The organism is Actinomadura luteofluorescens (genome assembly GCF_013409365.1).
Lineage (GTDB): Bacteria > Actinomycetota > Actinomycetes > Streptosporangiales > Streptosporangiaceae > Spirillospora > Spirillospora luteofluorescens.
The window spans coordinates 1977129-2001457 of the sequence record NZ_JACCBA010000001.1; the positions used below are offsets into that span (position 1 = coordinate 1977129).

At 72.1% G+C, this 24329-nt stretch carries 21 protein-coding genes and 1 pseudogene; 13 read left to right on the forward strand and 9 right to left on the reverse strand.

Going from position 1 to position 24329, the window contains the following annotated elements; translation table 11 throughout:
* Positions 1-216 precede the first annotated feature (216 nt).
* From BJY14_RS08990 to BJY14_RS09000, 3 genes are all read left to right on the forward strand, one after another.
* Entirely contained in the window at positions 217-1086 is an 870-nt protein-coding gene (locus BJY14_RS08990; protein WP_179843186.1) for an ATP-grasp domain-containing protein, read from the forward strand.
* Positions 1087-1252: 166 nt separating this feature from the next.
* A complete protein-coding gene (locus BJY14_RS08995; RefSeq protein WP_179849256.1) occupies positions 1253-1567 on the forward strand; it encodes a hypothetical protein in 315 nt (104 codons plus the stop codon).
* A 3-nt stretch (positions 1568-1570) separates the two neighbouring features.
* A complete protein-coding gene (locus BJY14_RS09000) occupies positions 1571-2728 on the forward strand; it encodes a glutathionylspermidine synthase family protein (RefSeq protein WP_179843187.1) in 1158 nt (385 codons plus the stop codon).
* A 7-nt stretch (positions 2729-2735) separates the two neighbouring features.
* On the opposite strand, the gene BJY14_RS09005 is transcribed toward BJY14_RS09000, so the two are convergent.
* Entirely contained in the window at positions 2736-2930 is a 195-nt protein-coding gene (locus BJY14_RS09005) for a DUF3046 domain-containing protein (protein ID WP_179843188.1), read from the reverse strand.
* A 10-nt stretch (positions 2931-2940) separates the two neighbouring features.
* Entirely contained in the window at positions 2941-4218 is a 1278-nt protein-coding gene (locus BJY14_RS09010) for an alpha/beta hydrolase (protein ID WP_179843189.1), read from the reverse strand.
* A gap of 162 nt (positions 4219-4380) precedes the next feature.
* Between BJY14_RS09010 and BJY14_RS09015 the strand changes: the two genes are divergently transcribed.
* A complete protein-coding gene (locus BJY14_RS09015) occupies positions 4381-9024 on the forward strand; it encodes an ATP-dependent helicase (RefSeq protein ID WP_179843190.1) in 4644 nt (1547 codons plus the stop codon).
* Between the two features lie 77 nt (positions 9025-9101).
* Here the strand turns inward: BJY14_RS09015 and BJY14_RS09020 are convergent.
* Positions 9102-9839: pseudogene (locus BJY14_RS09020) on the reverse strand (DMT family transporter); the annotation flags it as partial.
* Between the two features lie 137 nt (positions 9840-9976).
* Here BJY14_RS09020 and BJY14_RS09025 point away from each other — a divergent pair.
* Entirely contained in the window at positions 9977-10549 is a 573-nt protein-coding gene (locus BJY14_RS09025) for a TetR/AcrR family transcriptional regulator (protein ID WP_179843191.1), read from the forward strand.
* Here the strand turns inward: BJY14_RS09025 and secA2 are convergent.
* The gene (gene secA2, locus BJY14_RS09030) at positions 10530-12863 is read right to left on the reverse strand and encodes an accessory Sec system translocase SecA2 (RefSeq protein WP_179843192.1); all 2334 of its coding nucleotides are present in this window, start codon (positions 12861-12863) and stop codon (positions 10530-10532) included. The two genes, BJY14_RS09025 and secA2, sit on opposite strands and share 20 nt — an antisense overlap.
* Positions 12864-13098: 235 nt before the next feature.
* Between secA2 and BJY14_RS46435 the strand changes: the two genes are divergently transcribed.
* Positions 13099-13233: a hypothetical protein gene (locus tag BJY14_RS46435; RefSeq protein ID WP_258938661.1), complete on the forward strand. Its 135-nt coding sequence runs from the start codon at positions 13099-13101 to the stop codon at positions 13231-13233.
* 79 nt (positions 13234-13312) lie between these two features.
* Here the strand turns inward: BJY14_RS46435 and BJY14_RS09035 are convergent, their stop codons facing one another.
* The gene (locus tag BJY14_RS09035; RefSeq protein ID WP_179843193.1) at positions 13313-14536 is read right to left on the reverse strand and encodes an ROK family transcriptional regulator; all 1224 of its coding nucleotides are present in this window, start codon (positions 14534-14536) and stop codon (positions 13313-13315) included.
* Between the two features lie 253 nt (positions 14537-14789).
* Between BJY14_RS09035 and BJY14_RS09040 the strand changes: the two genes are divergently transcribed.
* From BJY14_RS09040 to BJY14_RS09055, 4 genes are read left to right on the forward strand one after another with little or no spacing between them, the layout of a single operon-like run.
* Positions 14790-16061: an extracellular solute-binding protein gene (locus BJY14_RS09040; RefSeq protein WP_179843194.1), complete on the forward strand. Its 1272-nt coding sequence runs from the start codon at positions 14790-14792 to the stop codon at positions 16059-16061.
* A 22-nt stretch (positions 16062-16083) separates the two neighbouring features.
* Positions 16084-17055, forward strand: a complete 972-nt coding sequence (locus BJY14_RS09045) for a carbohydrate ABC transporter permease (protein WP_179843195.1) — start codon at positions 16084-16086, stop codon at positions 17053-17055.
* The gene (locus BJY14_RS09050) at positions 17052-17891 is read left to right on the forward strand and encodes a carbohydrate ABC transporter permease (RefSeq protein ID WP_179843196.1); all 840 of its coding nucleotides are present in this window, start codon (positions 17052-17054) and stop codon (positions 17889-17891) included. The genes BJY14_RS09045 and BJY14_RS09050 overlap by 4 nt, the downstream gene beginning before the upstream one ends.
* Positions 17888-19345 carry a glycoside hydrolase family 3 protein gene (locus tag BJY14_RS09055; protein WP_312879082.1) on the forward strand — a complete coding sequence of 486 codons (1458 nt, stop codon included), beginning with the start codon at positions 17888-17890 and terminating at the stop codon, positions 19343-19345. Before BJY14_RS09050 ends, BJY14_RS09055 begins: the two co-directional genes overlap by 4 nt.
* A 681-nt stretch (positions 19346-20026) precedes the next feature.
* Here BJY14_RS09055 and BJY14_RS09060 read toward each other — a convergent pair.
* Complete coding sequence (locus tag BJY14_RS09060; protein WP_179843197.1) at positions 20027-20410, reverse strand: tautomerase family protein; 384 nt, start codon at positions 20408-20410, stop codon at positions 20027-20029.
* Positions 20411-20507: 97 nt separating this feature from the next.
* Here BJY14_RS09060 and BJY14_RS09065 point away from each other — a divergent pair, with 97 nt between their 5' ends.
* The 3 genes from BJY14_RS09065 to BJY14_RS09075 all read left to right on the forward strand — a co-directional run bounded on the left by BJY14_RS09065 (position 20508) and on the right by BJY14_RS09075 (position 22773).
* Positions 20508-20972, forward strand: coding sequence for an RrF2 family transcriptional regulator (locus BJY14_RS09065; protein WP_179843198.1), 465 nt, complete (start codon positions 20508-20510; stop codon positions 20970-20972).
* A 1-nt stretch (position 20973) separates the two neighbouring features.
* Entirely contained in the window at positions 20974-21765 is a 792-nt protein-coding gene (locus BJY14_RS09070; RefSeq protein WP_179843199.1) for a DNA-formamidopyrimidine glycosylase family protein, read from the forward strand.
* 129 nt (positions 21766-21894) lie between these two features.
* The gene (locus BJY14_RS09075) at positions 21895-22773 is read left to right on the forward strand and encodes a LysR family transcriptional regulator (RefSeq protein WP_179843200.1); all 879 of its coding nucleotides are present in this window, start codon (positions 21895-21897) and stop codon (positions 22771-22773) included.
* On the opposite strand, the gene BJY14_RS09080 is transcribed toward BJY14_RS09075, so the two are convergent.
* From BJY14_RS09080 to BJY14_RS09090, 3 genes are all read right to left on the reverse strand, one after another.
* A complete protein-coding gene (locus BJY14_RS09080; protein WP_179843201.1) occupies positions 22774-23274 on the reverse strand; it encodes a hypothetical protein in 501 nt (166 codons plus the stop codon).
* A gap of 85 nt (positions 23275-23359) precedes the next feature.
* Complete coding sequence (locus tag BJY14_RS09085) at positions 23360-23827, reverse strand: Dps family protein (protein ID WP_179843202.1); 468 nt, start codon at positions 23825-23827, stop codon at positions 23360-23362.
* 127 nt (positions 23828-23954) lie between these two features.
* Entirely contained in the window at positions 23955-24308 is a 354-nt protein-coding gene (locus BJY14_RS09090) for a helix-turn-helix domain-containing protein (protein ID WP_089313015.1), read from the reverse strand.
* Between the last annotated feature and the right edge of the window lie 21 nt (positions 24309-24329).

The window sequence follows — 24329 nt, forward strand, 5'->3', positions numbered from 1 at the left end:
CGGCTCTCGGCCGCTGCTTGCGATGTCGAGGGCGACGTTACGGCGGGCCACCGACACTTTCGACCCCGGCGCGGTTCGAGGACGCCGCCGCGGGCCCGGGCCAGCTTACCGAACATCCGTTCGATCATCGTCCCGCATGCCGATTTGCGGCGGAATCTCCGTGCGATCGATGGTCCCGACCCCGTAACCTGGCGGGGTTGACGGAGGGTTCCAATCATGACGCTGACCGTCCTCTTCTGCGTCGATCCGCTCCATCCCCGGCGCGTTGACCCCCACTTCGCCCGCGAGGCCGCGGCCGTGCGGGACCACTACGGCGAGATCGCCCTGATCGACCACGACGCGCTGCGGCGCGGGGACGTCGAGGACGCGATCGACGCGGCGCCCTCCGACCTCGGCCCCGTCTGGTACCGCGGATGGATGCTCTCTGCGGAGGAGTACGGCGCGATGGCCGCCGCCCTGAAGCGGCGCGGAACGATGCTCCTGACGCACCCGGACGACTACCGCCGCGCGCACGAGCTGCCGGGATGGCACGACACGTTCGCCGGGCTCACCCCGCACAGCGTGTGGCGCCCTCTCGGCACCGGCCAGGATCCCGGCCCCCTCGGTGAGCTGGGCGAGCTCGTCAGGCCGCTGCGCGGCGGGCCCGGCGTGGTCAAGGACTACGTGAAGTCGTGCAAGCACGAGTGGGAGGAGGCGTGCTTCGTCCCCGACGTGAAGAACCTCGCGCGGCTGCACGACGTCGCGGCGAAGATGGTCGCGCTGCGCGACGACCATCTGGCCGGCGGTCTCGTCGTGCGGGAGTTCGAGCAGTACGACGGGGAGGGCGAGGCGCGCGTGTGGTGGGTGGACGGCGAACCCACGCTGGTCGGCCCCCACCCGGACAGCCCCGGCGTGGAGCTCGATCCGGACCTTTCCGCGGTGGCCCCCGCCGTCCGCGCGCTGGGGTGCCGGTTCATCACCACCGATCTGGCCCGCCGCACGGACGGCGCCTGGCGCGTCGTGGAGGTCGGTGACGGCCAGGTCAGCGACCTGCCGTCGTCCGTGGACGCGATGGACCTCTACGCGCACCTTCCTGTGCCGGAATAACGTCCGTACAGGATGATGCGGCGTGTTATCGAACCAGATTAGGGTTCTCACCGTCTCATGACCTGTGGCCCCAGGCCGCCGATCGACCCCTCCGCGAGAAGGACGTGCTGTCTTGCCCCCTCAGGAGCCCACTCGCCGGCTCAGCTCCCGCGCCGTGAAGGTGGGGATGGTGAGCGCCCTGTCACTGACCCTCGTCGCCTGCGGCTCCGGTTCGACGACGGCGCGATGCGTGGACCGCAACGCGCCGGCCAAGGGCAAGAGCGGGTACAAGGTCGTCCCGGACAACAACTGCAACAGCGGCGACATCGACAACGGGGCCAACAACGCCTACAACCGCTACTTCTGGTACTACGGCGGGAAGAGCCGGTCCGGCTTCGTGTCCGGCGGCAGCCAGTACCGCCCCTCGGGGAAGATCAAGTCGAGTGGCGGGCGGACGCTGAGCCGGGGCGGGTTCGGCGGCGGCGGCAAGGGCGGGAGCTGAACCGTGCGCCGTGTCCGTTCCGCACCGCGCGAGGGCTGGGCCGAGAAGGTCGAGGAGCACGGCCTGGCCTTCCACCGCACCGCGCACCCCGAGCATCTGACCCGGCCCTACTGGGACGAGTCGGTCCACTACGTCTTCGACATGGACGAGGTGCTGGCCCTCGAAGCCGTCGTCGAGGAACTGCACCGGATGTGCCTGGACGTGGTGGAGCACGTCGTGTCTACCGGTCGCTACCACGTCCTCGGCATCCCCGACTGGGTGGCGCCCCTGATCGAGGAATCGTGGCGGCGCGGCGACCCGCACCTGTACGGGCGGTTCGATCTGCGCTACGACGGCCAGGGGCCCGCCAAGCTCCTGGAGTACAACGCCGATACGCCGACCGCGCTGGTGGAGAGCGCCGTCGTCCAGTGGTACTGGCTCCAGGAGACCCATCCTGGGGACGACCAGTGGAACTCCATCCACGAGCGGTTCGTGGCGCGCTGGAAGGAGATGGCGCCCACCGTGGGCGGCGGGCCCGTCCACTTCGCCTGGACGACCGGCGACGAGACCGGCGAGGAGGTCATGACGATCGCCTACATGCAGGAGACCGCGGAGGAGGCGGGCCTGCCGGGTGTGGCGATCGCCATGGAGGACATCGGCTGGGACGCCGAGCGGAGGCGGTTCGTCGATCTCGACGAGCGGGAGATCGGGACGCTCTGCAAGCTCTACCCCTGGGAGTGGATCGTCGCCGAGCCGTTCGGGCGCAACATCCCGGGGACGCCCACGTCGTGGATAGAGCCCATCTGGAAGATGGTGCTCTCCAACAAGGCGCTGCTCGTCCTGCTCTGGGAGCTGTTCCCAGGTCACCCCAATCTGCTGCCCACCTACCTGAACACGCCGTCGAACCTGACGTCCTATGTGCAGAAGCCGCTGCTCGGGCGAGAGGGCGCGAGCATGCGCATCGTCACGCCGGACGGTTCCGAGCAGCGGACCCAGGGCGACTACGGCGCGGAGGGATTCGTCTTCCAGGAGTTCTGCGCGCTGCCGGAGTTCGACGGCGAGCACCCCGTGCTCGGCGCATGGGTGGTTCACGACGGGGCCGCCGGGATCGGCATCAGGGAGACGTCAGGCCTCATCACCGACGACACGTCGTCGTTCGTCCCGCACCGCATCCCGCTCTAGCGGCCCCCTAGCGCAAGGTCGAGGGGACGTCGAAGGTCGCGACGACGGCCTGCCAGACCTTCTTGGCGGATTCGCCCTCGGCGAAGGCCTGCTCGATGGTGCGGCCGCCTAGTTCGGCCATGACGTAGTCCTTGGCCACGCTCTCGGCATAGTGCTCGCCGAACTGCTGGTTCATCCGATCCCAGAAGAGTGTTAGCCGCACATGACCCACGCTATCCGACGGATGGTTCCCCCAGGGACCGCGTCACCTCGCCGGGGACCTCGGGCGCGCGGCCTTGGCGGTACTGGCGGTGCAGGCCCGTCAGATACCGTTCGACGCCTTCGATGACCCGCGCCGTCCGGTAGGAGGGGAAGACGTCGAATCCGTGCTGGGCGCCCTGCATCTCGGCGTAGAGCACGGGCGAGTCGGAGACCTTCCGCAGCCGTTCGACGAACTGGCGGGCCTCGACCGCGGGGATGAGCGAGTCCCGGCTGCCGTGGATGACGAAGAAGGGCGGCGCGTCTTCGCGGAGGTAGGTGACCGGGGACGCCTTGGCGTACGCCTCCTGATTCTCCGCGAAGGGCTGCTTGACGACCATCCGTTCCATGAGGCGGGTGGTGCCGAAGGGGCGGGGAAACGTTCCCGGCTCGAAGAAGTTGTAGAAGCCGTAGAAGGGGACGGCGCCCTGCACGGTGGTGTCCGCGTCCTCGAAGCCCGGCTGGAATTCGGGGACGTTCGCGGTCAGTGCCACCATCGCGGTGAGGTGCCCGCCGGCCGAACCACCGGTCACGCAGAGGTAGTCGGGATCTGCTCCGTACTCCTCTGCGTGCTCCTTGTACCAGGCGACGAAGTGCTTCAGGTCGATCAGGTGCTCCGGCCAGGTGGCGCGCGGGCTGAGCCGGTAGTTGACGTTGAAGCCGACCCATCCCTGGACGGCCATGTGGTTGAGCAGCGGCAGCCCTTGCTCCCGCTTGTCGCCGATCACCCAGGCTCCGCCGTGGATCTGCATGAGGCCCGGGCGCAGCTCTCCTTCGGCGCGTTCCCCGGCGGGGTGGAAGACGTCCAGTTTCAGGCGCAGGCGGCCCTCCTGCCGGTACACGACGTTGCGTTCGACCCGCACGCCCTCGCGGGGGACCAGGCACAGCGGAGGGACGATCAGGTGTCCGAGCGGGTAGCGCGGTGCGCCCTCCGGGTCCAGTTCGAGGGGAGCGCCGCTGTCCCGCAGAGTGACGACCGTCCTGCGGGACGCCGCGAGGGTGGCCGCGACGCCCGCCATGCCGAGGACCGCCAGGACGAGCCCGGTCCAGCCCGCCCAGCCGTCCAGTCCCCCGAAGGCCGCGGCAAGGGCCGTGATTGCGGCCCAGGCGACCAGGACGTGCGGCGCCAGTTCGATCGTGAGCCAGCCCGCGAAGAAGCTCCCCACGAGCAGGACGGGGCTGCGCCGCGGGGCATGGGCGTTGGCGGCCGTCAGGGCGAACAGGAGGCCCAGGGCGAGGAGGACGTAAGGCATCGCGACTCCCTTGCGAAGCGTTGGCCTGCCCGCCCCACCTTGCCCATACAAGCGCTTGCTTACAATAGGTTCCGCGGGGGACGCCCGGTTCACCTCCACCCCGATGCTGTGACGCGCGCCACGCCCGCGCATTCTGTCCGACGCGCAAGGCAGTATGGCGCTATGGGCGGTGACGTGCTCGAACGCTTCTCCCCGGCGACCCGTGCCTGGTTCACCGGGGCGTTCGCCGCACCCACTCCCGCGCAGGCCGGAGCCTGGGACTCCATCGCCGGCGGCGACAACACGCTGGTCGTGGCGCCGACCGGGTCCGGCAAGACCCTCGCGGCCTTCCTGTGGTCCCTCGACCGGCTCGGCACCGAGGCCGTCCCCGAAGACGCGCTGCGCCGCTGCCGCGTCCTGTACGTGTCGCCGCTGAAGGCCCTCGCCGTGGACGTCGAGCGCAACCTGCGCGCCCCGCTGACCGGCATCCGCCACGCGGCGCGCCGCCTCGGCCTGCCCGAGCCCGACGTCCGCGTCGGGATGCGGTCGGGCGACACCCCCGCCGACGAGCGCCGCCGGCTGGCCGTCAAGCCGCCCGACATCCTGATCACGACACCGGAGTCGCTGTTCCTGATCCTCACCTCGCGGGCGCGCGAGTCGCTGCGCGGGGTGGAGACCGTCATCGTCGACGAGGTGCACGCCGTGGCGGGCACCAAGCGCGGCGCGCATCTGGCGCTGTCCCTCGAACGCCTGGACGCGCTTCTCGAACGTCCCGCCCAGCGGATCGGCCTGTCGGCGACGGTCCGTCCCGCGGACGAGGTGGCGGCGTTCCTGGGCGGCCCGAGGCCCGCCGCCGTCGTCCAGCCGCGTTCGGAGAAGGTGTTCGAGCTCGACATCGTCGTCCCGGTGGAGGACATGGGCGAGGTCGGCCAGTTCGTCGACGACTCGGGGGCGCCCGACCCCCGCCAGCGCAGCATCTGGCCCCACGTCGAAGACCGCTTGCTCGACCTCATTCAGGCGCATCGCTCGACGCTCGTGTTCGCCAACTCCCGGCGCCTGGCCGAGAGGCTGTGCGGACGGCTGAACGAACTCGCCTACGAGCGCTCGACCGGCGAACCCCTGGCGGAGGACCACTCCCCCGCGTCCACGATGGCCCAGGCGGGCGCGGCCAAGGGAGCGCCCCTGGAAATCGCCAGGGCGCACCACGGCTCGGTGTCCAAGGAGGAGCGGGCCGGTATCGAGAACGCTCTGAAGGAGGGCCGCCTGCCCGCGGTCGTGGCGACGTCCAGCCTGGAACTGGGCATCGACATGGGCGCGGTCGACCTGGTCGTCCAGGTGGAGTCGCCGCCGTCGGTCGCCAACGGCCTCCAGCGGGTCGGGCGTGCCGGCCACCAGGTCGGCGCCGTGTCCAAGGGCGTCATCTTCCCCAAATACCGGGGCGACCTCGTGCAGACGGCCGTGGTGGCCGAGCGCATGCGCGGCGGTGAGATCGAGGAGCTGCGGTACCCGCGCAACCCTCTCGACGTCCTGGCCCAGCAGATCGTCGCGATGGTCTCCATGGACGAGTGGACGGTCGACGAACTCGAATCCCTCGTCAAACGCGCCGCCTCCTACGCCACGCTTCCCCGGTCGGCGCTGGAGGCGTGCCTCGACATGCTCGCCGGGCGCTACCCCAGCGACGAGTTCGGCGAGCTCCGCCCGCGCCTGGTCTGGGACCGCGTGACCGGGGTGCTGCGCGACCGTCCGGGCGCCCAGCGTCTCGCCGTGACCAGCGGCGGGACGATCCCTGACCGCGGCCTGTTCGGGGTGTTCCTCGTCGGCGAGAAGGCGTCGCGCGTCGGCGAGCTCGACGAGGAGATGGTGTACGAGTCGCGCGTGGGGGACGTGTTCGTCCTCGGTGCGAGCTCATGGCGGATCGAGGACATCACCCCCGACCGGGTGCTCGTCTCCCCCGCACCGGGCCAGCCCGGCAAGCTGCCGTTCTGGCACGGCGACACACTGGGGCGTCCGGCCGAACTGGGCCGCGCGCTCGGCACGTTCACCCGGGAGCTGGCCGAGCTGTCCCAGCCGGAGGCGCGGGCCCGCGTCGCCGCGTCCGGGCTGGACGACTGGGCCTCCGCCAACCTCGTCTCCTACCTGACCGAGCAGCGAGAGGCCACCGGCCACGTACCCGACGACCGCACGATGGTGGTCGAGCGGTTCCGCGACGAGCTCGGCGACTGGCGCATGGTCGTCCACTCGCCGCTGGGCGCGCGCGTGCACGCGCCCTGGGCGCTCGCCATAGCCGGGCGCCTGCGCGAGCGGTACGGCGTCGACGCGCAGGCCATGCACGCCGACGACGGCATCGTCATCCGCATCCCCGACATGGACGAGCCTCCCGGCCTCGACCTGGCCGTCTTCGACGCCGACGACATCGAACGCATCGTCGTCGACGAGCTGGGCGGTTCGGCGCTGTTCGCCGCCCGCTTCCGCGAGTGCGCGGCGCGCTCGCTGCTGCTCCCCCGCCGCCGTCCCGACAAGCGCATGCCGCTGTGGCAGCAGCGCCAGCGCGCCGCGCAGCTGCTGGCCGTGGCGAGCAAGTACCCGTCGTTCCCGATCGTGCTGGAGACCATGCGCGAGTGCCTGCAGGACGTGTTCGACGTCCCGGGCCTGGTGCAGCTGATGCGCGACATGTCCGGACGCAAGGTCCGCATGGTGGAGGTGGAGACGTCCGAGCCGTCCCCCTACGCGCGTTCCCTTCTGTTCCACTACGTCGGCGCCTTCATGTACGAGGGCGACTCGCCCCTGGCGGAGCGGCGCGCCCAGGCCCTCGCGCTCGACTCGGCGCTGCTCGCCGAACTGCTCGGCCAGGCCGACCTGCGTGAGCTGCTCGATCCCGACGCCGTCACCGAGACCGAACGCGAACTCCAGCGCCTCGCGGCCGACCGCCGCGCCCGCGACTTGGAGGGCGTCGCCGACCTCCTGCGCGCCCTCGGTCCGCTCAGCACGGCCGAGGCGGCCGAGCGCACGCTCCCCGCGAGCCTCGGCGCCCCAGACGAGACCGCGGCCGGTGACGGCGAGGCCGCCGCGGTCGGCGGTCCCGTCCCGGACGCGGTGCTCGTCCAGGTGTCGCGGTGGCTGGCGGAGCTGGAGGCGACGCGGCGGGCGATCCGGGTCCGGATCGCCGGGCAGGAGCATTGGGCCGCGATCGAGGACGCGGGCCGGCTGCGGGACGCGCTCGGCGCACCGCTGCCGGTGGGCGTCCCGGAGGCGTTCCTCGAACCGGTCGCCGACCCGCTCGGCGACCTGGTCTCCCGGTACGCGCGCACGCACGGGCCGTTCCGGGCGGCCGAGGCCGCCGCGCGCTTCGGGCTGGGCGTCGCCGTGGTCGTCGAGACGCTGCGGCGGCTGTCGGGCGCGGGCCGGATCGTCGAGGGCGAGTTCCTGCCGGTCGGGTCCGTGGCGGGCCCGCTGACGACCGAATGGTGCGACAGCGGCGTGCTGCGGATGCTGCGGCGCCGTTCCCTGGCACGCCTGCGCGCCGAGGTCGAACCGTCCCCGCCGGAGTCGCTCGGCCGGTTCCTGCCGGCGTGGCACGGCATCTCGGGCGGGTCGCGGCTGCGGGGCATCGACGCGCTCGTGCAGGCGATCGAGCAGTTGCAGGGCGCGGCGGTGCCCGCGTCCGCGCTGGAGTCTCTGGTGCTGCCGTCGCGGGTGCCCGGCTACACCCCGGCCATGCTGGACGAGCTGACGTCGGCCGGCGAGGTCGTGTGGGCCGGCCAGGGCGGGCTGCCGGGCGGCGACGGCTGGGTGGCGCTGTACCTGGCCGACACCGCTCCGCTGCTCATGCCGGGCCCCGCGGAGATCACTCTCACGCCCGTGCACCAGGCCGTCCTCGACGCCCTCGGCGACGGGGGCGCGCTGTTCTTCCGGACTCTGTCCGACCGCGTGAACAGGCAGGCCAGCGCCAACGACGCCGACCTCGTCACCGCCGTGTGGGACCTGGTCTGGGCCGGCCACCTCACCAACGACACGCTGGCCCCGCTGCGGTCCGCGCTCGGATCGGGCCGTCCGACCCACCGTTCCCGGACGACGCGCCGCGGACGTCCCGTCCTGCCGTCCCGGACGGGTCCGCCCACGGTCGCCGGACGCTGGTGGCCGCTCCCCGAGCGCGAGCCCACCGCGACCCTGCGCTCGCACGCTCTCGCCGAAGCGCTCCTGGAGCGGTACGGCATCGTCATCCGAGGCGCCGTCGCGGCCGAACGCACTCCTGGCGGGTTCTCCGCCGTGTACCCGGTCCTGCGCGCGTTCGAGGAGACGGGCCGTTGCCGGCGGGGCTATTTCGTCGAGGGCCTGGGAGCCGCCCAGTTCGCGCTGCCGGGGGCCGTCGACCGGCTCCGCGCGCTCCGTCCGGCGACGGCCACCGCCCCGGACGACATCTCCGCCCTCTGGGAGGCTCCCCGCAAGCCCGGGGTCCGCGCGCTCGTCCTGGCGGCGGCCGATCCTGCCAACCCGTACGGCGCGGCCCTGCCCTGGCCGGAACGCGCCGACGAGGTCGCCAGCGGCCACAAGCCGGGCCGCAAGGCGGGCGCGCTGGTCGTGCTGGTCGAGGGCCGGCTCGTCCTCTATGTCGAGCGCGGCGGGCGGACGCTCCTGACCTGGGACGACGACCCGGAGGTCCTGCAACCGGCCGTCGACGCCCTCGCCCTGGCCGTCCGCGAGGGGGCGCTCGGCAAGCTGACCGTGGAGCGCGCCGACGGCGAGGCGATCAGCGACTCCCCGCTGGCCGCCGCGCTGGAGTCGGCCGGTTTCCATCCCACGCCGCGCGGGCTGCGGCTGCGCTCCTGACCGCCCGTGCCCCAGAGGGCGACGGTCACGGCGGCGGCGCACACCAACACTCCGAGAAGTGACGGCAGGGTGAGGGTGCTGCCGAACATCAGCCAGCCCCACAGCATCGTCGTGGGCGGGGTGAGGTAGAGCAGGGCCGACACGCGAGCGACACCCGTCCGCCGGACGTTGACCCAGTACAGCCCGTACCCGCCGAACATCGCCAGCACGACGAGGATGGCCATGGCCGTCCAGAACGCGGGGTCGGCCGGAGGAACCAGTGAGCCGTCCGCACCGGCGAAGCCGGAGAACAGCACCGCGCTCACGCCCGCCTGGACGGCCAGGGCCTCCGGCAGTTCCAGGGAGGGGCGCGTGCGGCGTTCCACGAGGGTGGCGCCGACGAGGGAGAGCATCGCGGCGAACGGAAGCGCGTACGCCCAGGCCGGAGCGTCCGCGCTCAGGTCGCCGCCGACGACGAGCGCGACGCCGCCGAGCCCGGCGGCGAACCCGGCGAGCTGCCGGCGGCCGACCGGTTCGCCGAGCACGGGCGCGGCGAGCGCGACCGCGACGAGCGGCTGCAACGCGGTGATGAGGCTGTTGATCCCCGCCGCGACGCCGTGCTCGGCGGCGAGGAAGACGCCGGAGAGGTAGCCGACCTGTCCGAGCGTCCCGATCAGGGCGTGCAGGGCCAGGTCGCGGGGCGGGATCCGGCGGCGCCGCCACAGCAGCCACATGCCGAGCGCGCCCGCGCCGATGATGAACCTCCAGGCCAGCAGGGCGCTCGCGGGCGCGCTCCGGGTGCCGAGCTCGGCGCCGACGAACCCGGAGCTCCACATGACGACGAAGGCGGCGCCCAGCAGGGCGTCCGATCGGCGGATGTCCACGGACCCTCCTTAGGTATACATACCGGTATACCTACACAGTAGCCATACCGGTATGTATACTCGACGTCACCCCTGCGGAAGGAGCCGCGATGCCCGTGCACGACCGGCCGCTCACCCCCGCCGCCCGGCGGGTCCTGCAGACCGCGAGCGAGCTGTTCTACGAGCGCGGCATCGGCTCGGTCGGCATGGAGCTGATCGCCGCCGAGGCGGGCGTCACGAAGAAGACCGTCTACGACCGCTTCGGCTCCAAGGACGCGCTGATCCTGGCCTACCTGCGGGCCCGCGACGAGCGGTGGCGCGCCTTCACGACCGGCCGGATCGCCGAGGCCGCCGGCGCCCGCGAGCGGGTGCTCGCCACGTTCGACGCCCTCGGCGAGTGGCTGGCCACCGAGTCCGGGCGCGGCTGCTCGATGGTGAACGCCTGCGCCGAACTGCCCGACCCGTCCCACCCCGTCCACGGGGTGGCCGCCGAGCAGAAGGCGTGGGTGCGCGCCCTCTACGCGGACCTGGTCGGCGACGGCGCGCTGGCCGACCAGCTGCTCATCCTGCACGAGGGCGCGGTCGTCGCGTTCAGCGTCGCGGGCGTGCGCGACGCCTCGGCCGCCGCCCGCGCCGCGGCCGAGGCGATCGTGCCCCGCGCGCTCAGCGCCGCCGCCCCCTGAACATGTTGATCAACCCGCGCAGGGCCCGCTCGTCCAGGGACCCGAACGGGTTGTCGTGGACGAGGTAGGTCCAGGTCGCCGAGGGCCGCTTGAGCCCCGCGGAGTCGAGGTCGACGCCGTCCGCCGAGGCGGTGAGGGCCTCGAAGGCGGCCGCGGACCGCTTCCGCGCGTCGCCCAGGAGCCGCTTGCCCGCCGGGACGGCCTCCCGGTTGAACTCGACCAGCGGGTCCAGGCCCCGGCCGAGCGAGCGCAGGTGGATGCCCTCGCGCAGGTCGGCGAGGAAGGCCAGGTGCTCGGCCCAGCAGCGGTCCAGCTGGAACAGGACGATCTGCCGCGCGGCGGCCGCCACCGCTTCCGCGCCCGCGATCGCGGTGAGCTCGGCGTGCCGCTCCGGAGCGTCGGCCGCCATGGCCGCGTCGGCGGCGTCGCCGTTCAGGACGGCGTCGCGCTCGGCGAGCACCTCCCGCCGCTGGAGCCCGATCAGGTGGTTGTACCGCCACGTGTTGCGGTGCAGTTCCAGGTCGACGCCCTCCGCGACGCGCTGGGCGTGGCCGACGATCCAGTGCGCGCCCTTGCCGGTGATGAGCCCGTCGTCACCGGCGGGCTCCTTCGACTCCTCGTCCGGCGCGTAGCGGGTGACGAGGTCGTCCTGGAGGCTGGTGAAGAACACCGAGCCGCCGGGGTCGCCCTGCCGCCCGGCCCGCCCTCGGAGCTGGTCGTCCAGGCGGCTGCTGTGGTAGCGGCCCGTCCCGATGACCAGCAGGCCGCCCGCCCGCGCGACCCGGTCGTGGTCGGTGCCGTCCCGCTCGGCCGGGGCCGTGCCCGGGACGGACGGCGAGGGGCTGCCGCCCAGCCGGATGTCGGTGCCCCGGCCGGCCATCTGCGTGGAGACGGTGATCGCGCCGTACGCGCCCGCCTCCGCGATGATCGCGGCCTCCTCGGCGTCGTTCTTGGCGGTGAGCACGACCCGGTCGAGCCCGGCGCGGGACAGGCGGCGGGCGAGCCGCTCGGACTCGGCGACGTCGCCCGTCCCGACCAGCACCGGGCGGCCGGCGGCGTGCGCGGCGGCGATCTCCTCGACGATCGCGACCTCCTTGTCGGCGGCGGTCGCGTAGAGGCGGTCCGGCTCGTCGTCGCGGACGCACGGCCGGTTCGGCGGGACGACGGCGATCGCCAGCGAGTAGAACTCGGTCAGCTGCCCGGCGACGGCCATCGCGGTGCCCGTCATGCCGCACCGGACGGGGTAGCGCCCGATCAGCTCCTGCACGGTGATCGAGTCGAGGATCTCGCCGCTCGGGGAGGCGTCCAGGGCCTCCTTCGCCTCGACCGCGGCCTGCAGGCCGTCCGGCCAGCGCTGCAGCAGGGCGACCCGCCCCCGCGACTCGCTGACCAGCTTCACCGCGCCGTCCCGGACGATGTAGTCCACGTCGCGGTGCAGGAGGACCTCCGCGTGCAGGGCAACGTTCACCGCGGTGAGGACCGCGAGGTTCTCCGGCGCGTAGAGGTCGAGCCCGAGGACGCGTTCGACCTCGCGAGCCCCGGCCGCCGTGAGCTGGACGTTGCGCGCCTCGTCGTCGGTGGAGTAGTGCAGCCCGGGGCGCAGCCGCCGGACCAGGTCGGCGTGCCGCGGGTCGGCGGAGCCCGAGTCGTCGGCGCCGGCGAGCACGAGCGGGACCATGGCCTCGTCCACCAGCACCGAGTCGGCCTCGTCGATCAGCGCGACGGACGGCTCGGGCAGCACGAGGTCGGCGGCGCCGGTGGCGAGCCGGTCCCGGAGCAGGTCGAACCCGACCTCGCTGACCGGCGCGTACGTCACGTCCGCCCGGTAGGCCTCGCGCCGCTCGGCGGGAGTGGACGACTGGCCGACCCAGCCGGCGGTGACGCCCAGCATCGCGTAGAGCGGGCCCATCCACTCGGCGTCGCGCCGCGCCAGGTAGTCGTTGACCGACATCACGTGGACCCGGTGGCCGCGCAGCGCGTACCCGGCCGCCGCCAGGGCGCCCGACAGGGTCTTGCCCTCGCCGGTCGCCATCTCCGCGACGTGCCCGGACAGCAGCGCGAGCGTCCCGATGAGCTGCACGTCGAAGGGCCGCTCCCCGAGCGTCCGGCGGGCGGCCTCCCGGCCGAGGGCGCACAGCTCCGCGAGGTCCTCCTTCTCGCGGAGGGCGGACGCGGCGGCGGTCAGCTCCGCGTCCGGCAGCTCCCGGACGCGGGACTCGCGCGCCGCCGCCTCCTCCACCAGGGCGCGCAGCGGCTCCAGATCGACGCTTCCCGGCTTCTGGACGAGGCGGCGCAGCCGGTCACGCAGCGCCATGGCGTCCCCTCGGTTCGTCGCTCACTGTTCCCCCCAACGGGCGGGTCGAAGTCGGCGTTCCCATGATCTCAGCGCGGTGGTCCCGGAGGTGCCGGGGGCGGGCCTCCGCTGTTGGTCTGACCTCGAATTCATTCCTCGGGCGGATCCCCTCCGGCCCTTTCGTTTGAGAGCATGGCCGCATCACGGGGTTTGCGGTGGCCAAGGGGAAAGCGCCACCGCGGAACGGGGTTTCGGCATGACACCTACGGCACGCAAGGCCGCCGCTCTCCGGCGCAAGCGTCAGATCATCAGCCAGACCGTCATCGACCGCGCGCTGAACGACCCTCGGCGTCATCCGGAGGTCGCCGTCGCGGCGGCGTCCGCCAAGTAGGGGAACGGTCCACCGCGCGATCGGGAAGCGCCTCCACCCGGCGGGCGGGGGCGCTTCCCGCTTTCGCGGACGCGCCTTCCTACGATGCCCCCGCGGCCGAGAAGACGTCGTCGCGGGCCTGCTCCAGCGCCGCGTGCAGGGCGCCGCGCAGGACGGGGTTGCCCTTCACGCCGGTGACGGCGACGGCGGGGCGGGTCGGGCTGATCCGGCCGACGATCGACTCGATGCGGGTGGCCAGCGGCCCTCCCCCGGCCCGGCCGAGGCTCCCCGACAGCACCACGAGCCCGGGGTCCAGGACGATGTTGACCGAGGTCACGCCGTAGGAGATCCGGTCGGCGAGCTCGTCGAGGAACGGGCCGCCGCGGTCCTCGTCGGCGGCGGCCGCGCGGACGCAGTCCACGGCGGTCGGCTCGGCGATGCCGTGCTCGTGCGCGAGGGCGCGGACCGCGTCCGCTCCCACCAGTGCCCCGTAGCCGCCGGCGAGCGTCGGGATGCCCCAGGTCCTCGACTCGGTGACGCCCTCGTCCTGCGCCGCGCGCCGGGCCGCGCCGACCGGCAGCGGCGCCCCGGGGACGGGCAGGTAGCCGATCTCCCCCGCGCCGCCCCACCGGCCGCGGTGCAGCCGTCCGCCCAGCATCACCGACAGGCCCATGCCGCGGTCGAACCACATCAGCGCGAAGTCGTCGGCGTCGCGCGCGGCCCCGTAGGCCCGCTCGGCGATCGCGGCGAGGTTCACGTCGTTCTCGATGATCACGGGGCGGCGCAGGTCGGTGCGCAGCGCGGCGAGGACGCCCTCGTGCCAGGCGGGCAGGTCGAAGGAGAACTGGACGTCGCCGGAGCGCGGGTCGACGACGCCGGGCGTCCCGATGACGAACGCGCTCAGCTTCGACACCGCGACCTTGGCCGAGCGGCACGCCTTGACGACGGCGCTGTGCACCATCTTCACGGGATCGTCGGCGCCGTTCGGGTCCACGGTCACCTGGGCGACGATGTGCCCGGTGATGTCGGCGACCCCGGCGGTGACCCCGTCCGGCCCCACCTCCAGGCCCGCGACGTACGCGCTGGACGGGACGACCGCGTAGAGCGCGGCGTTCGGGCCCCGCCCCCCGGCCTGCTCCCCCACCACCGAGACGAGACCGCGCTCCTCCAGCCGGGACAGCAGCTGGGACGCGGTCACCTTCGACAACCCGGTGTGCTCGCCGATCTGCGCGCGGGTGAGCGGGCCCTGCTCGACGAGCAGGTCCAGCGCCGCGCGGTCGTTCAGCTCACGCAGCAGCCTCGGCGTTCCCGGGCGTCTTGCCATTGCGACCCCTGATGTCTCAATCCGCTAACGAGCAGTTTTGTTTAGGAAAGTTTCTTGTTAGTTTACGCCCAAGCGCCGACCGGCACGGTACCCCGGGTCGGGGGCGCCCGCAGAGCGCGGACTGGCGAGCAGGGCGCCCGCGAGCGATGCGAACGCGAGAGGGGCATGGCTGGGACCCTAAAGGGTCCGCGCCGTCCCCACTCGCACCGCAGGCCACAAGGCCGCGCGAGGCGATGCCGGAAAGGAACCCCCAGTGAAGTACATCAAGGTTGCGGCCGTGACGGCCGCGATCGCCCTGGCCGCGACGGCCTGCGGCGGCGACGGCAAGGACGGCGACGCGGGCGACGGCAAGGACCCGGCGCAGCTCAAGGTCTGGATGATGGGCGACGGCACGCCCGAGCAGACCAAGTTCCTCGACGGGGTCGAGGCCGAGTTCAAGCAGAAGCACCCGAACACCGACGTCCAGGTCAAGTACGTGCCGTGGCCGCAGGTCGCCACCACCTTCCAGAAGGCGGCGGCCGGCGGTGAGGGCCCCGACGTCACCGAGCTCGGCAACACCGACGTCCAGTCCCACATCGAGCAGGGCAGCCTGGCCGACATCTCCGACCAGTTCAAGGGGTGGGCGGACGGCAAGACGCTGAACAAGACCGCGCTCGGCAACGACACCGCGGACGGCAAGACCTACGCGGTGCCGTGGTACGGCGGCGTGCGCGGCGTCTGGTACCGGACGGACTGGTTCCAGGAGCTCGGCATCCAGCCGCCGAAGACGTGGGCGGACCTCACCGCCGCCGCGAAGAAGGTGCAGGGCTCCAAGAAGGTCCCCGGCATCGGCATCCCGAGCGACCAGACCAACGCGCTGCTCAGCTTCGTGTGGGGCAACGGCGGCGAGGTCGCCGTCGACGACGGCAAGGGCGGCTTCAAGGGCCAGCTCGACCAGCCGCAGGCCGTCGAGGCGGTCAAGTACTACGCCGGGCTCGTCACCACCGAGAAGGTCGCCCCCGAGAAGTACGTCGGCAAGAACGAGCTGGAGGGCCCGCAGCGCGACTTCGCGCTCGGCAAGCTCGGCATGTACGTCGACGGCAGCTGGGCGCTCAAGGAGATGAAGAAGATCTCCGAGAAGAACGCCGACAAGTGGGGCGTCTTCCCGATCCCGACCAAGACCGGCGGCAACGCCCCGGTCATGGCGGGCGGCTCCGACCTCGCGGTCTGGAACGACAGCAAGGCCAAGAGCGCGGCCTTCGACTACATCACCGTCCTGAACAACGCCAAGAACGCCCAGGGCTGGGCCGACTACAGCGGCTTCTCCTCCATGCGGTCGGACGTGAAGTTCTCCGACCCCAAACTGGAGGTCTTCACCTCGATCGCCGGCAACACCAAGTTCCCGCCGATCAGCTCCGGCTGGGGCGAGTTCGAGCAGGCCAAGAAGGTGCTGCCGAACGCCGTCAAGGCGGTCATGCAGGGCAAGTCCGCCGAGGAGGAGATGAAGAAGGCCAACGAGCAGGCCAACACCCTGCTGAACCCGTAGCACCCGGCTGATCGGAACGTCCATGCTCGACACCGCTCCCGCGGTGCGGAAAGCGCCCGGCCGGAGAACGTCCGGCCGGGCGCGGCCCCGCCGCAGGCCCCGCTTCGGGCCCTACCTGCTGATCGCGCCCACCGTGGCCGTGATCGCCGTCCTGATGTTCTGGCCCATGATCCAGATCGGGATCATGTCGTTCCAGAAGGTCGGCAACCGCCAGCTGCGCGGCGAACCGGCCGAGTCGGTGGGGACCGAGAACTTCGAAAAGATCTTCAACGACCCGTTCTTCTGGCAGACCCTCCGGCACACCGTGCTGTTCGCCGTCGTCGCGGTGTCCCTGACCCTGGTCGTCGGGACGCTGGTGGGGCTGCTGCTCAACAAGCTCGGCAAGCGGATGTCGAGCTTCGTCGCCGGCGGCGTGATGGTCGCCTGGGCGACCCCGCCGGTCACCGCCGCGATCATCTTCAGCTGGCTGTTCGGCACCACCGGCGGCCTGGTCAACTGGTGCCTGGACCTGCTGCCGGACTTCCTGGTCGGCGGCGGATGGAACGACTACAACTGGTTCGCCACGCCGCTGTCCACCTACACCGTCCTCACCGTGTGCGTCGTCTGGCAGGCGTGCCCGTTCGTCGCGGTGTCGGTGCTGGCCGGGCTGAAGAGCGTCCCGGGCGAGCTGTACGAGGCCGCCAGGGTGGACGGCTCCGGACCGTGGCGGACGTTCTGGAGCCTCACCTACCCGATGCTCAAGCCGATCTTCCTCGTGCTGGTCGTCATGTCGATCATCTGGGACTTCAAGGTCTTCACGCAGCTGTTCATCATGGCCGGGATGGCCAACCGCGACGCGTTCAACCTGTCGCTGTACGGCTACTCCGAGGCGTTCGGCTCGCTCAATCCGAAGCTCGGGATGGGCTCGGCGATCGCGCTCGTCCTCACGCTCATCCTGCTCGTCGTCACCGCCCTCTACGTGCGGGTCATGGTCCGTCAGGGGGAGACCCGATGAGGCGCCTGCCGCGCAAGCTGCTGCTGAACGGGACGGGCCTGCTCGTCTTCGTGATCGCGGTGTTCCCCGTCTTCTGGATGGCCTCCACCGCGTTCAAGCCCAACACCGAGATCTTCAGCACGACGCCGAAGCCGCTGCCGTCCCATCCGACGCTGGAGCACTTCGACCTGGTCCTGAACGGCGGCATCGCCGAGGTCTCCTTCTGGGAGTACTTCCGCAACAGCGCGATCCTGGCGCTCGTCACCGTCCTCGTGTCGGGGCTGCTCTCGCTCATGGCCGCGGTCGCCGTCGCCCGCTTCCGGTTCCGGTTCCGCACCACCTTCCTGATCATGCTGCTGGTGGTCCAGATGGTCCCGTGCGAGGCGCTGGTCATCCCGCTGTTCCTCGACCTCAAGCAACTGGACCTGCTGAACAGCCTGGCCGGCCTCGTCATCGTCTACATCGGCTTCGCCGTCCCGTTCGCGATCTGGATGCTGCGCGGCTTCGTCGCCGCCGTGCCGCGCGAGCTGGAGGAGGCCGCCGCCATCGACGGCGCGGGCCCGGTCCGGACGTTCTTTCGCGTCATGCTCCCGCTCGTCGCGCCCGGACTGGTGGCGACCAGCATCTTCTCCTTCATCACCGCCTGGAACGAGTTCATCTTCGCGTTCACGTTCCTGGACGACCAGACCAAGTACACCCTGCCGATCATGCTGCAGTTCTTCTTCGGCCGCAGCGGCAACGCCTGGGGGCCCATCATGGCAGCGTCCACGCTGCTCACCATTCCCGTCATCGCCTTCTTCCTGATCGTCCAGCGCCGCATGGTGTCCGGGCTCACCGCCGGGGCGGTGAAGGGGTGACGACCGACGACATCGCGACCACGGCGGAGATCGCCCGGCTCGCACGCGGCACGCTGCTGCCGTCCTTCCCCGGCCCGACCGCGCCGAGCTGGCTCCTCGACGAGCTGGAGGCCGGGCTCGGCGGCGTCACGCTGTTCGCGCTCACCGGCAACGTCCCGAGCCCGGAGTCGCTGGCCGCGCTCACCGCGCAGATGCGCAAGGCCGGCGACCCCTTCATCACGATCGACGAGGAGGGCGGCGACGTCACCCGCCTCGGCGGCCACGCCACCGGCAGCCCCTACCCGGGCAACGCCGCGCTCGGCGCCGTCGACGACCCCGAGCTGACCCGCCGCATCTACCGCTCGCTCGGCGCCGAACTGGCCGAGGTCGGCGTCAACTTCAACTTCGCGCCGTCGGTGGACGTCAACACCGCCGACGACAACCCCGTCATCGGCACCCGCTCGTTCGGCTCCGACCCCGCGCTGGTCGCACGGCACGCCGCAGCCGCCGTCACCGGCACCCAGGAGGCGGGCGTCGCCGCCTGCGCCAAGCACTTCCCCGGCCACGGCGCGACCGTGGACGACTCCCACCTCGGCATCCCGCTCGTCGACGCCGACCTGGACCTGCTGGACCGGCGCGAGCTCGTCCCGTTCCGGGCGGCGATCGCGGCCGGCACCCGCGCGGTGATGACCGGGCACCTCAACCTGCCCGGCATCACCCGCGGGGCGCCGGCCACCCTCTCCCCCGAGGCGATCACCGGCCTGCTCCGCGAACGGCTCGGCTACCAGGGCGTGATCGTCACCGACGCGCTCGACATGCAGGGCGCCAGCGGCGCTATCGGCATCCCCGAGGCATCCGTCCGGGCCCTCATCGCGGGCGCCGACCTGCTGTGCCTCGGCCCGCACGAGCACGCCGAGACCGTCGAGGCCACCCTCGCCGCGGTCGACGAGGCCGTCCGGACCGGGCGCCTCCCCCTCGCCAGGCTGGCGGACGCCGCCGAGCGCACCCGCCTGCTCAGGGAATGGCTCGCCGGGCACAGCCCCGCCGTCATCGACCGGCCCGCCGGCCTGGAGGCCGCCCGCCGCGCCGTCCGCGTGACGGGAGCGCTGCCCGGCTGGACCGGGGCGCCCCTCGTCGTCGAGACCGAGTCGACCGGCAACATCGCGGTCGGCCCGACCCCCTGGGGACTGCACCCGTGGGCGCCCGACGCCCTCCGGACCGACGGCGCGGACGGGACGGCGGACCACGTCTTGGACCGTGCCAAGGGCCGCGGGCTCGTCATCGTCCTCCGCGACGCGCACCGCCACGCCGCCCAGCGCGCCCTCACCACGGCCCTGCTCACCGCCCGCCCCGACACCGTCGTCGTCGAAATGGGCCTCCCCGTCTGGCGCCCCCACTCCGCCGTCTACCTCGCCACCTACGGCGCCGCCGCCGCCAACGCCCAAGCAGCCGCCGAACTACTGGGGTTGTGTTGATTGCAGTGCCCTTGCAATGCCCTCCTCCTTCGGGCCCGGAGGGCCCTCCATCGTCGGGCACTGCGGCGATCGCTGGCATCGCTCCGGCTCGCCTTGCGGCTCGCTGCGCGATCAGGTTCTCGCTTCGCCCGAACCTGCCTTCGGACGCGATCGCGGCCCCCAACTTTCGCGGGGTCGCAGTGCCGACTGAGGTCGTTGCAGTAGCGGGTACCGGTCAGCGGGCAAGGGGCGCCGCCTGGCCAGCCCTCGCTTCGCTCGTAATTACTTCGGGCGCGATCGCAGCTGGTGAGGTCAACCGCGTACCTGCCGCGGGGCTGACATAGCCGCGCGGCCTTCAAGACCACGGCGCGTCCGCCGGACAAGAGCCCGGTTCCGGCGGGCGCGCCGTGCTCATTGCCTTTTTCTCCTCCTTCGGGCCTAGCGGCCCTCCATCGTCGAAAAACGCGGCGATCGCTGGCATCGCTCCGACTCGCCTTGGCGGCTCGCTGCGCGATCAGGTTCTTGCTTCGCTCGAACCTGCCTTCGGACGCGATCGCGGCCCCCAGGTCGCTGCGGGGTCGCGGTACCGGCTGAGGTCTCCGCAGTAGCAAGTGACGGTTCACGCCCGGCCGCGACAGCAGCCGCGCGGCCTTCAAGACCACGGCGCGTCCGCCGGACAAGAGCCCGGTTCCGGCGGGCGTGTCACATGAGGTACTGGGCCTGGCCGTGGCCGAAGGACCAGTCCGCCGGGGTGTTCTCGTGGACGACTATGAAGACGTTGTGGGGGGCTACATCGGCGCGCTCGTGGGCTAGGGCGCAGATGCTTGCGTAGAGCTTCCTCTTCTGGCCGTCGGTGCGGCCGGCGCGCATGGTGATGTCGATGTAGACGATGCCGTCGTCGCGGGGGATATCCAGGTAGGTGCCGTGGCGGAGCGTGCCGGTCGTGCCGTCGTGGCTGGTCAGGATCTGGAAGCGGTCGTCGGCGGGGAAGCCGATCGATTCCATGAGGGCCTGGTGCACCGCGTCTCCGAGTGCTTCCAGTCGGCTCGGGGGCATCCGGAGGGCGTCTATGCGGACCAGCGGCATGTCGGTGTCCTCTCCGTCGGACTGTACATACTAGTGGGTACAGTCTGGTGTGGCGGGCGAAACCCAAGTGGTCCTATCGGCAAGGGATAATGCGAATATGCGATTGTCCGCCCGGGTCGACTACGCGCTGCGTGCTTCCGCCGAGCTGGCGGTCGCCGGGAGTCATCCGGTGACCGCGGTCCAACTCGCCGAGGCCCAGCAGATACCGCCCAAATTCCTGGAGAACATTCTCGGCCAGCTGCGCCGGTCCGGGCTCGTCCGGAGCCAGCGGGGGCCCGAAGGCGGCTACTGGCTGGCACGCCCGGCCGAGCGGATCTCGCTGGCCGACATCATCCGCGCGATCGACGGGCCGCTGCTCGGCGTGCGGGGCGAGCGGCCCGAGCACGTGGGGTACGAGGGGCCCGCGCGGTCCCTGCAGGAGGTGTGGATCGCGCTGCGCGCCAGCGAGCGGTCGATCCTGGAGCAGGTCACGCTCGCGCACATCGCCGCCGGGGAGCTGCCGGCGCCCGTCCAGAAGCTGACCGAGGACCCGTCCGCCTGGGAAAGCCCCTCCCTGATCTGACATGCCCGAGGGCGACGTCGTCTGGCAGACCGCCCGGCGCCTGCGGGAGGCGCTCAAGGGGCGCGTGCTGACGCGCTCGGACTTCCGCGTGCCGAGGTACGCGACGGCCGACCTGCGGGGGCGGACCGTTCTGGACGCGGTCTCGCGCGGCAAGCATCTCCTCGTCCGGGTGGAGGGCGGGCTGACCGTCCACACCCATCTGAAGATGGAGGGGCGCTGGCAGATCCGCAGGGCCGGGCCTCCTCCGCGCGACCACCGGGTGCGGCTCGTGCTGGCGAACGCGCAGTGGCAGGCGGTCGGGTACTCGCTCGGGGTGGTCGAGTTGCTGCGCACCGAGGAGGAGGGCTCGGCGGTCGGGCACCTGGGGCCCGATCTCCTCGATCCGGCGTGGGGGCCGGAGATGGCGGCCGAGGCCGCCGCGCGGCTGGCGGAGACACCGGAGCGGACGATCGGCGAGGCGCTGCTCGACCAGACGAGGGTCGCCGGAATCGGCAACGTCTACAAGGCCGAGGTTCTGTTCCTGCGGGGCGTGAACCCGTGGACCGCCGTGGCGGACGTTCGCGACATTCCGGGGCTTGTGCAGCTCTCTCACCGGCTTCTGGAGGCCAACAAGGAGCGGCACGGCCACATCACGACCGGTGACCTGGGGCGCGGCCGGGAGCACTGGGTGTACGGGCGCGCCGGACGCCCCTGCCGGAGGTGCGGCACCCGCGTCGAGCGGGCGGAGCACGGTGAGCGCGCGACGTTCTGGTGCCCGCACTGCCAGCCGGTCGGCGCCCGCCCTGCCCCCTGAGAGTTCAGAGCGGGTCGCCGCCTTCGCGGGTCGCCGGATCCTGCGCCCGTGTGGAGATCGTGCGTCTCGGGGTCGTTCCAAGTCAACTCTCGGGTTTTGTTGGGTAGGCCCTCGGTCTAGCTTGGATGTGTGACGTTGGATGATCTCCGTGTTTTCGTGGCGGTCTGTGCGGCGGGGAACCTGAGCGCGGTGGCGCGGGATCTGTCGTGCAGCCAGTCGGCCGTCAGCCAGCACGTCAAGCGCCTCGAACGCGAGACCGGGCTCGTGCTGCTGGAGCGGCGCCCGCGCGGGGTGGTGCCGACCCGTGCGGGGCGCGTCCTGCATGAGGCTGCGAGGGAAGGCATCGCCGGGCTGGACGCCGCCCTGCGTCAGCTCGATGACCTGCGCCGGGGGGTGGGGGGCACCGTTCGGGTCGCGACGGGCGCCACGACCGTGCGGCACTTCATGGCGGCGGGGGTGGCGGAGTTCCGCAGGCGGCATCCCGAGGCGGCGCTCCAGTTCGAGACCGCCGGGTCGAGCCGCCGGTGCCTGGAGGCGGTGCGCTCGCACACGGCCGATCTCGCGTGGGTGACGATCGGGCCGCCGCTGGAGGGCGTCGAGCAGCGGGCGTCGTGCGAGCTGCCGTGGATGCTCGCCGTGCACGCCGGCGATCCGCTGGCCGCGCGGGCGTCCGTGGCGCTGGGCGACCTGGCCGCGATCCGCTACATCGAACTGCCCGCGCATTCGACGTCCCGCGTCCATCTGGAGATGCATCTGGAACGCCACGGCGTGCGCCTCACGTCCACCACGAGCGTCGCCGACTGGGACACCGCGCTCCTGCTGGCCGAGCTGGACCTCGGCCAGGCGATCCTGCCCGCCCTGCCGGGGTGGGGAGGAGGGTCCGGGGACGTCCGGCTGGTTCCGATCCCGGAACTGCCGCCGCTCACCGCCGGATGGGCGACGCGCCGCTGGGACGCCCTCAGCCCGCTCGCCGTGGAGTTCGCCGAGACCGTCCTGGCACATCTCTGATCAGCGCACGGTCACCTGGCCGTTCACGACGGTCAGCACCGCCTGCGGGGCGCCCCTGCCGCAGTGGGGGCCGTTCGGGAACGTGGCCTTCGGTGTGACGTCGAGGCGATGCGTCAGGTAGGTCCGGCCCTTCGCGTCGCGCAGCTTGAGCGTGACCTGGACGGGCGCCTCGGGCAGCCCGTCGAGCCGCGCGAAGCCCGCCTTGCCCCCGTCCGGGGACGCGGAGGCGCCGCAGGCGGCGTCGGGTCCGTCGCCGTCGCAGCCTGTCGAGACGGACTTCGAGGTCGGGTTCAGCCGGATCCGGGGCTCCTGGCACTTCCCGCCCCAGCACGCCCGCAGGGACGCGGCCGCGAGGCGGGAGCCGTCGGGAACGATCAGGTTCAGGCCGGGCTCGGACCCGATGAGCGTGCAGGGCCGGTCCGCACCTCCCGCCTCGCCGCCGCAGGCGGCCAGGGCGAGCAGGGCGGCGGTGAGCGGCAGGGCTCGGGAGAGGGGACGCATCCCCCATGATCGGCAGATGGCGGGCCGGAACGCGGCGGAACGCGAAAAACCCCGGCCCTCGCCGGGCCGGGGTTCTCGTCGCGGTTCAGGTCTGCGCCTGGAACATCCAGTGCTGCTTCTCGAGCTCGGCGGTGATGCTGATGAGCAGGTCCTGGGTGACCGGGTCCGGCTCGTCGGTCGCCGCGATGCGCTCCCGGAACCGGGCGATGATCTGCGCGAGGATGTCGGTGATCGCGGCGACGACCTTGTCGTCGGCGAGGCGGCCGGCCTCCAGCTGCGGGATCGTCGTGCGGTCGGCGACCGTGCGGACGCGGCCGTCGGGGCTCGCCCCGATCGCCACGGCGCGCTCGGCCACGTCGTCCTGGCCGCCGCGGGCCAGCGCGACGACCTCGTCGAGGTGCTCGTGGACGACCTTGAAGTTGCGGCCGGTGAGATTCCAGTGCGCCTGCTTGGCGACGAGTGCGAGATCGATCAAATCGATGAGAGCGCCCTGCAAAGCGTCCCCGGCGGCCTTCATCGCCGCCTCGTTGAGCGGGCTCTTGACCGACGCCATGAACGGGCTCCTTCCGCATCGTTACGGTTATCCGTTACAACACGGGAAGGTCCCCGGAAATGCCGGGTCCATGCCGTGAGGCCGCGCACACCCGCGGCCCGGGTCGGGGCATGGACGCCGGAAACGGTCAGGCGGCGACCATGTCGGCGCGAAGCTCGCCGGTGATCTCCTCCGGGGTCTCCGGAATGCTCTCGGCGGAGATGCGCTCGTGCTCCGGCGCTCCCGCCATGACGGGCTCGTGCTGCAGCTCGGCGAGGGCAAGCTGATCCGCGACTTCCCTCAGCACATGCGACAGCGGGACGCCCAGGGCTTTGCAGATAGAGGACAGCAACTCCGAAGAGGCCTCTTTCTGACCCCGCTCGACCTCGGAGAGGTAGCCGAGTGACACCCGCGCGGCCGCGGACACCTCACGGAGGGTGCGTCCCTGGCGCAGCCGCAGCTGCCGCAGTACGTCACCGAGCAGCTGGCGAAGCAGGACCATCGTCTCGCTCCCTCCCTCAGT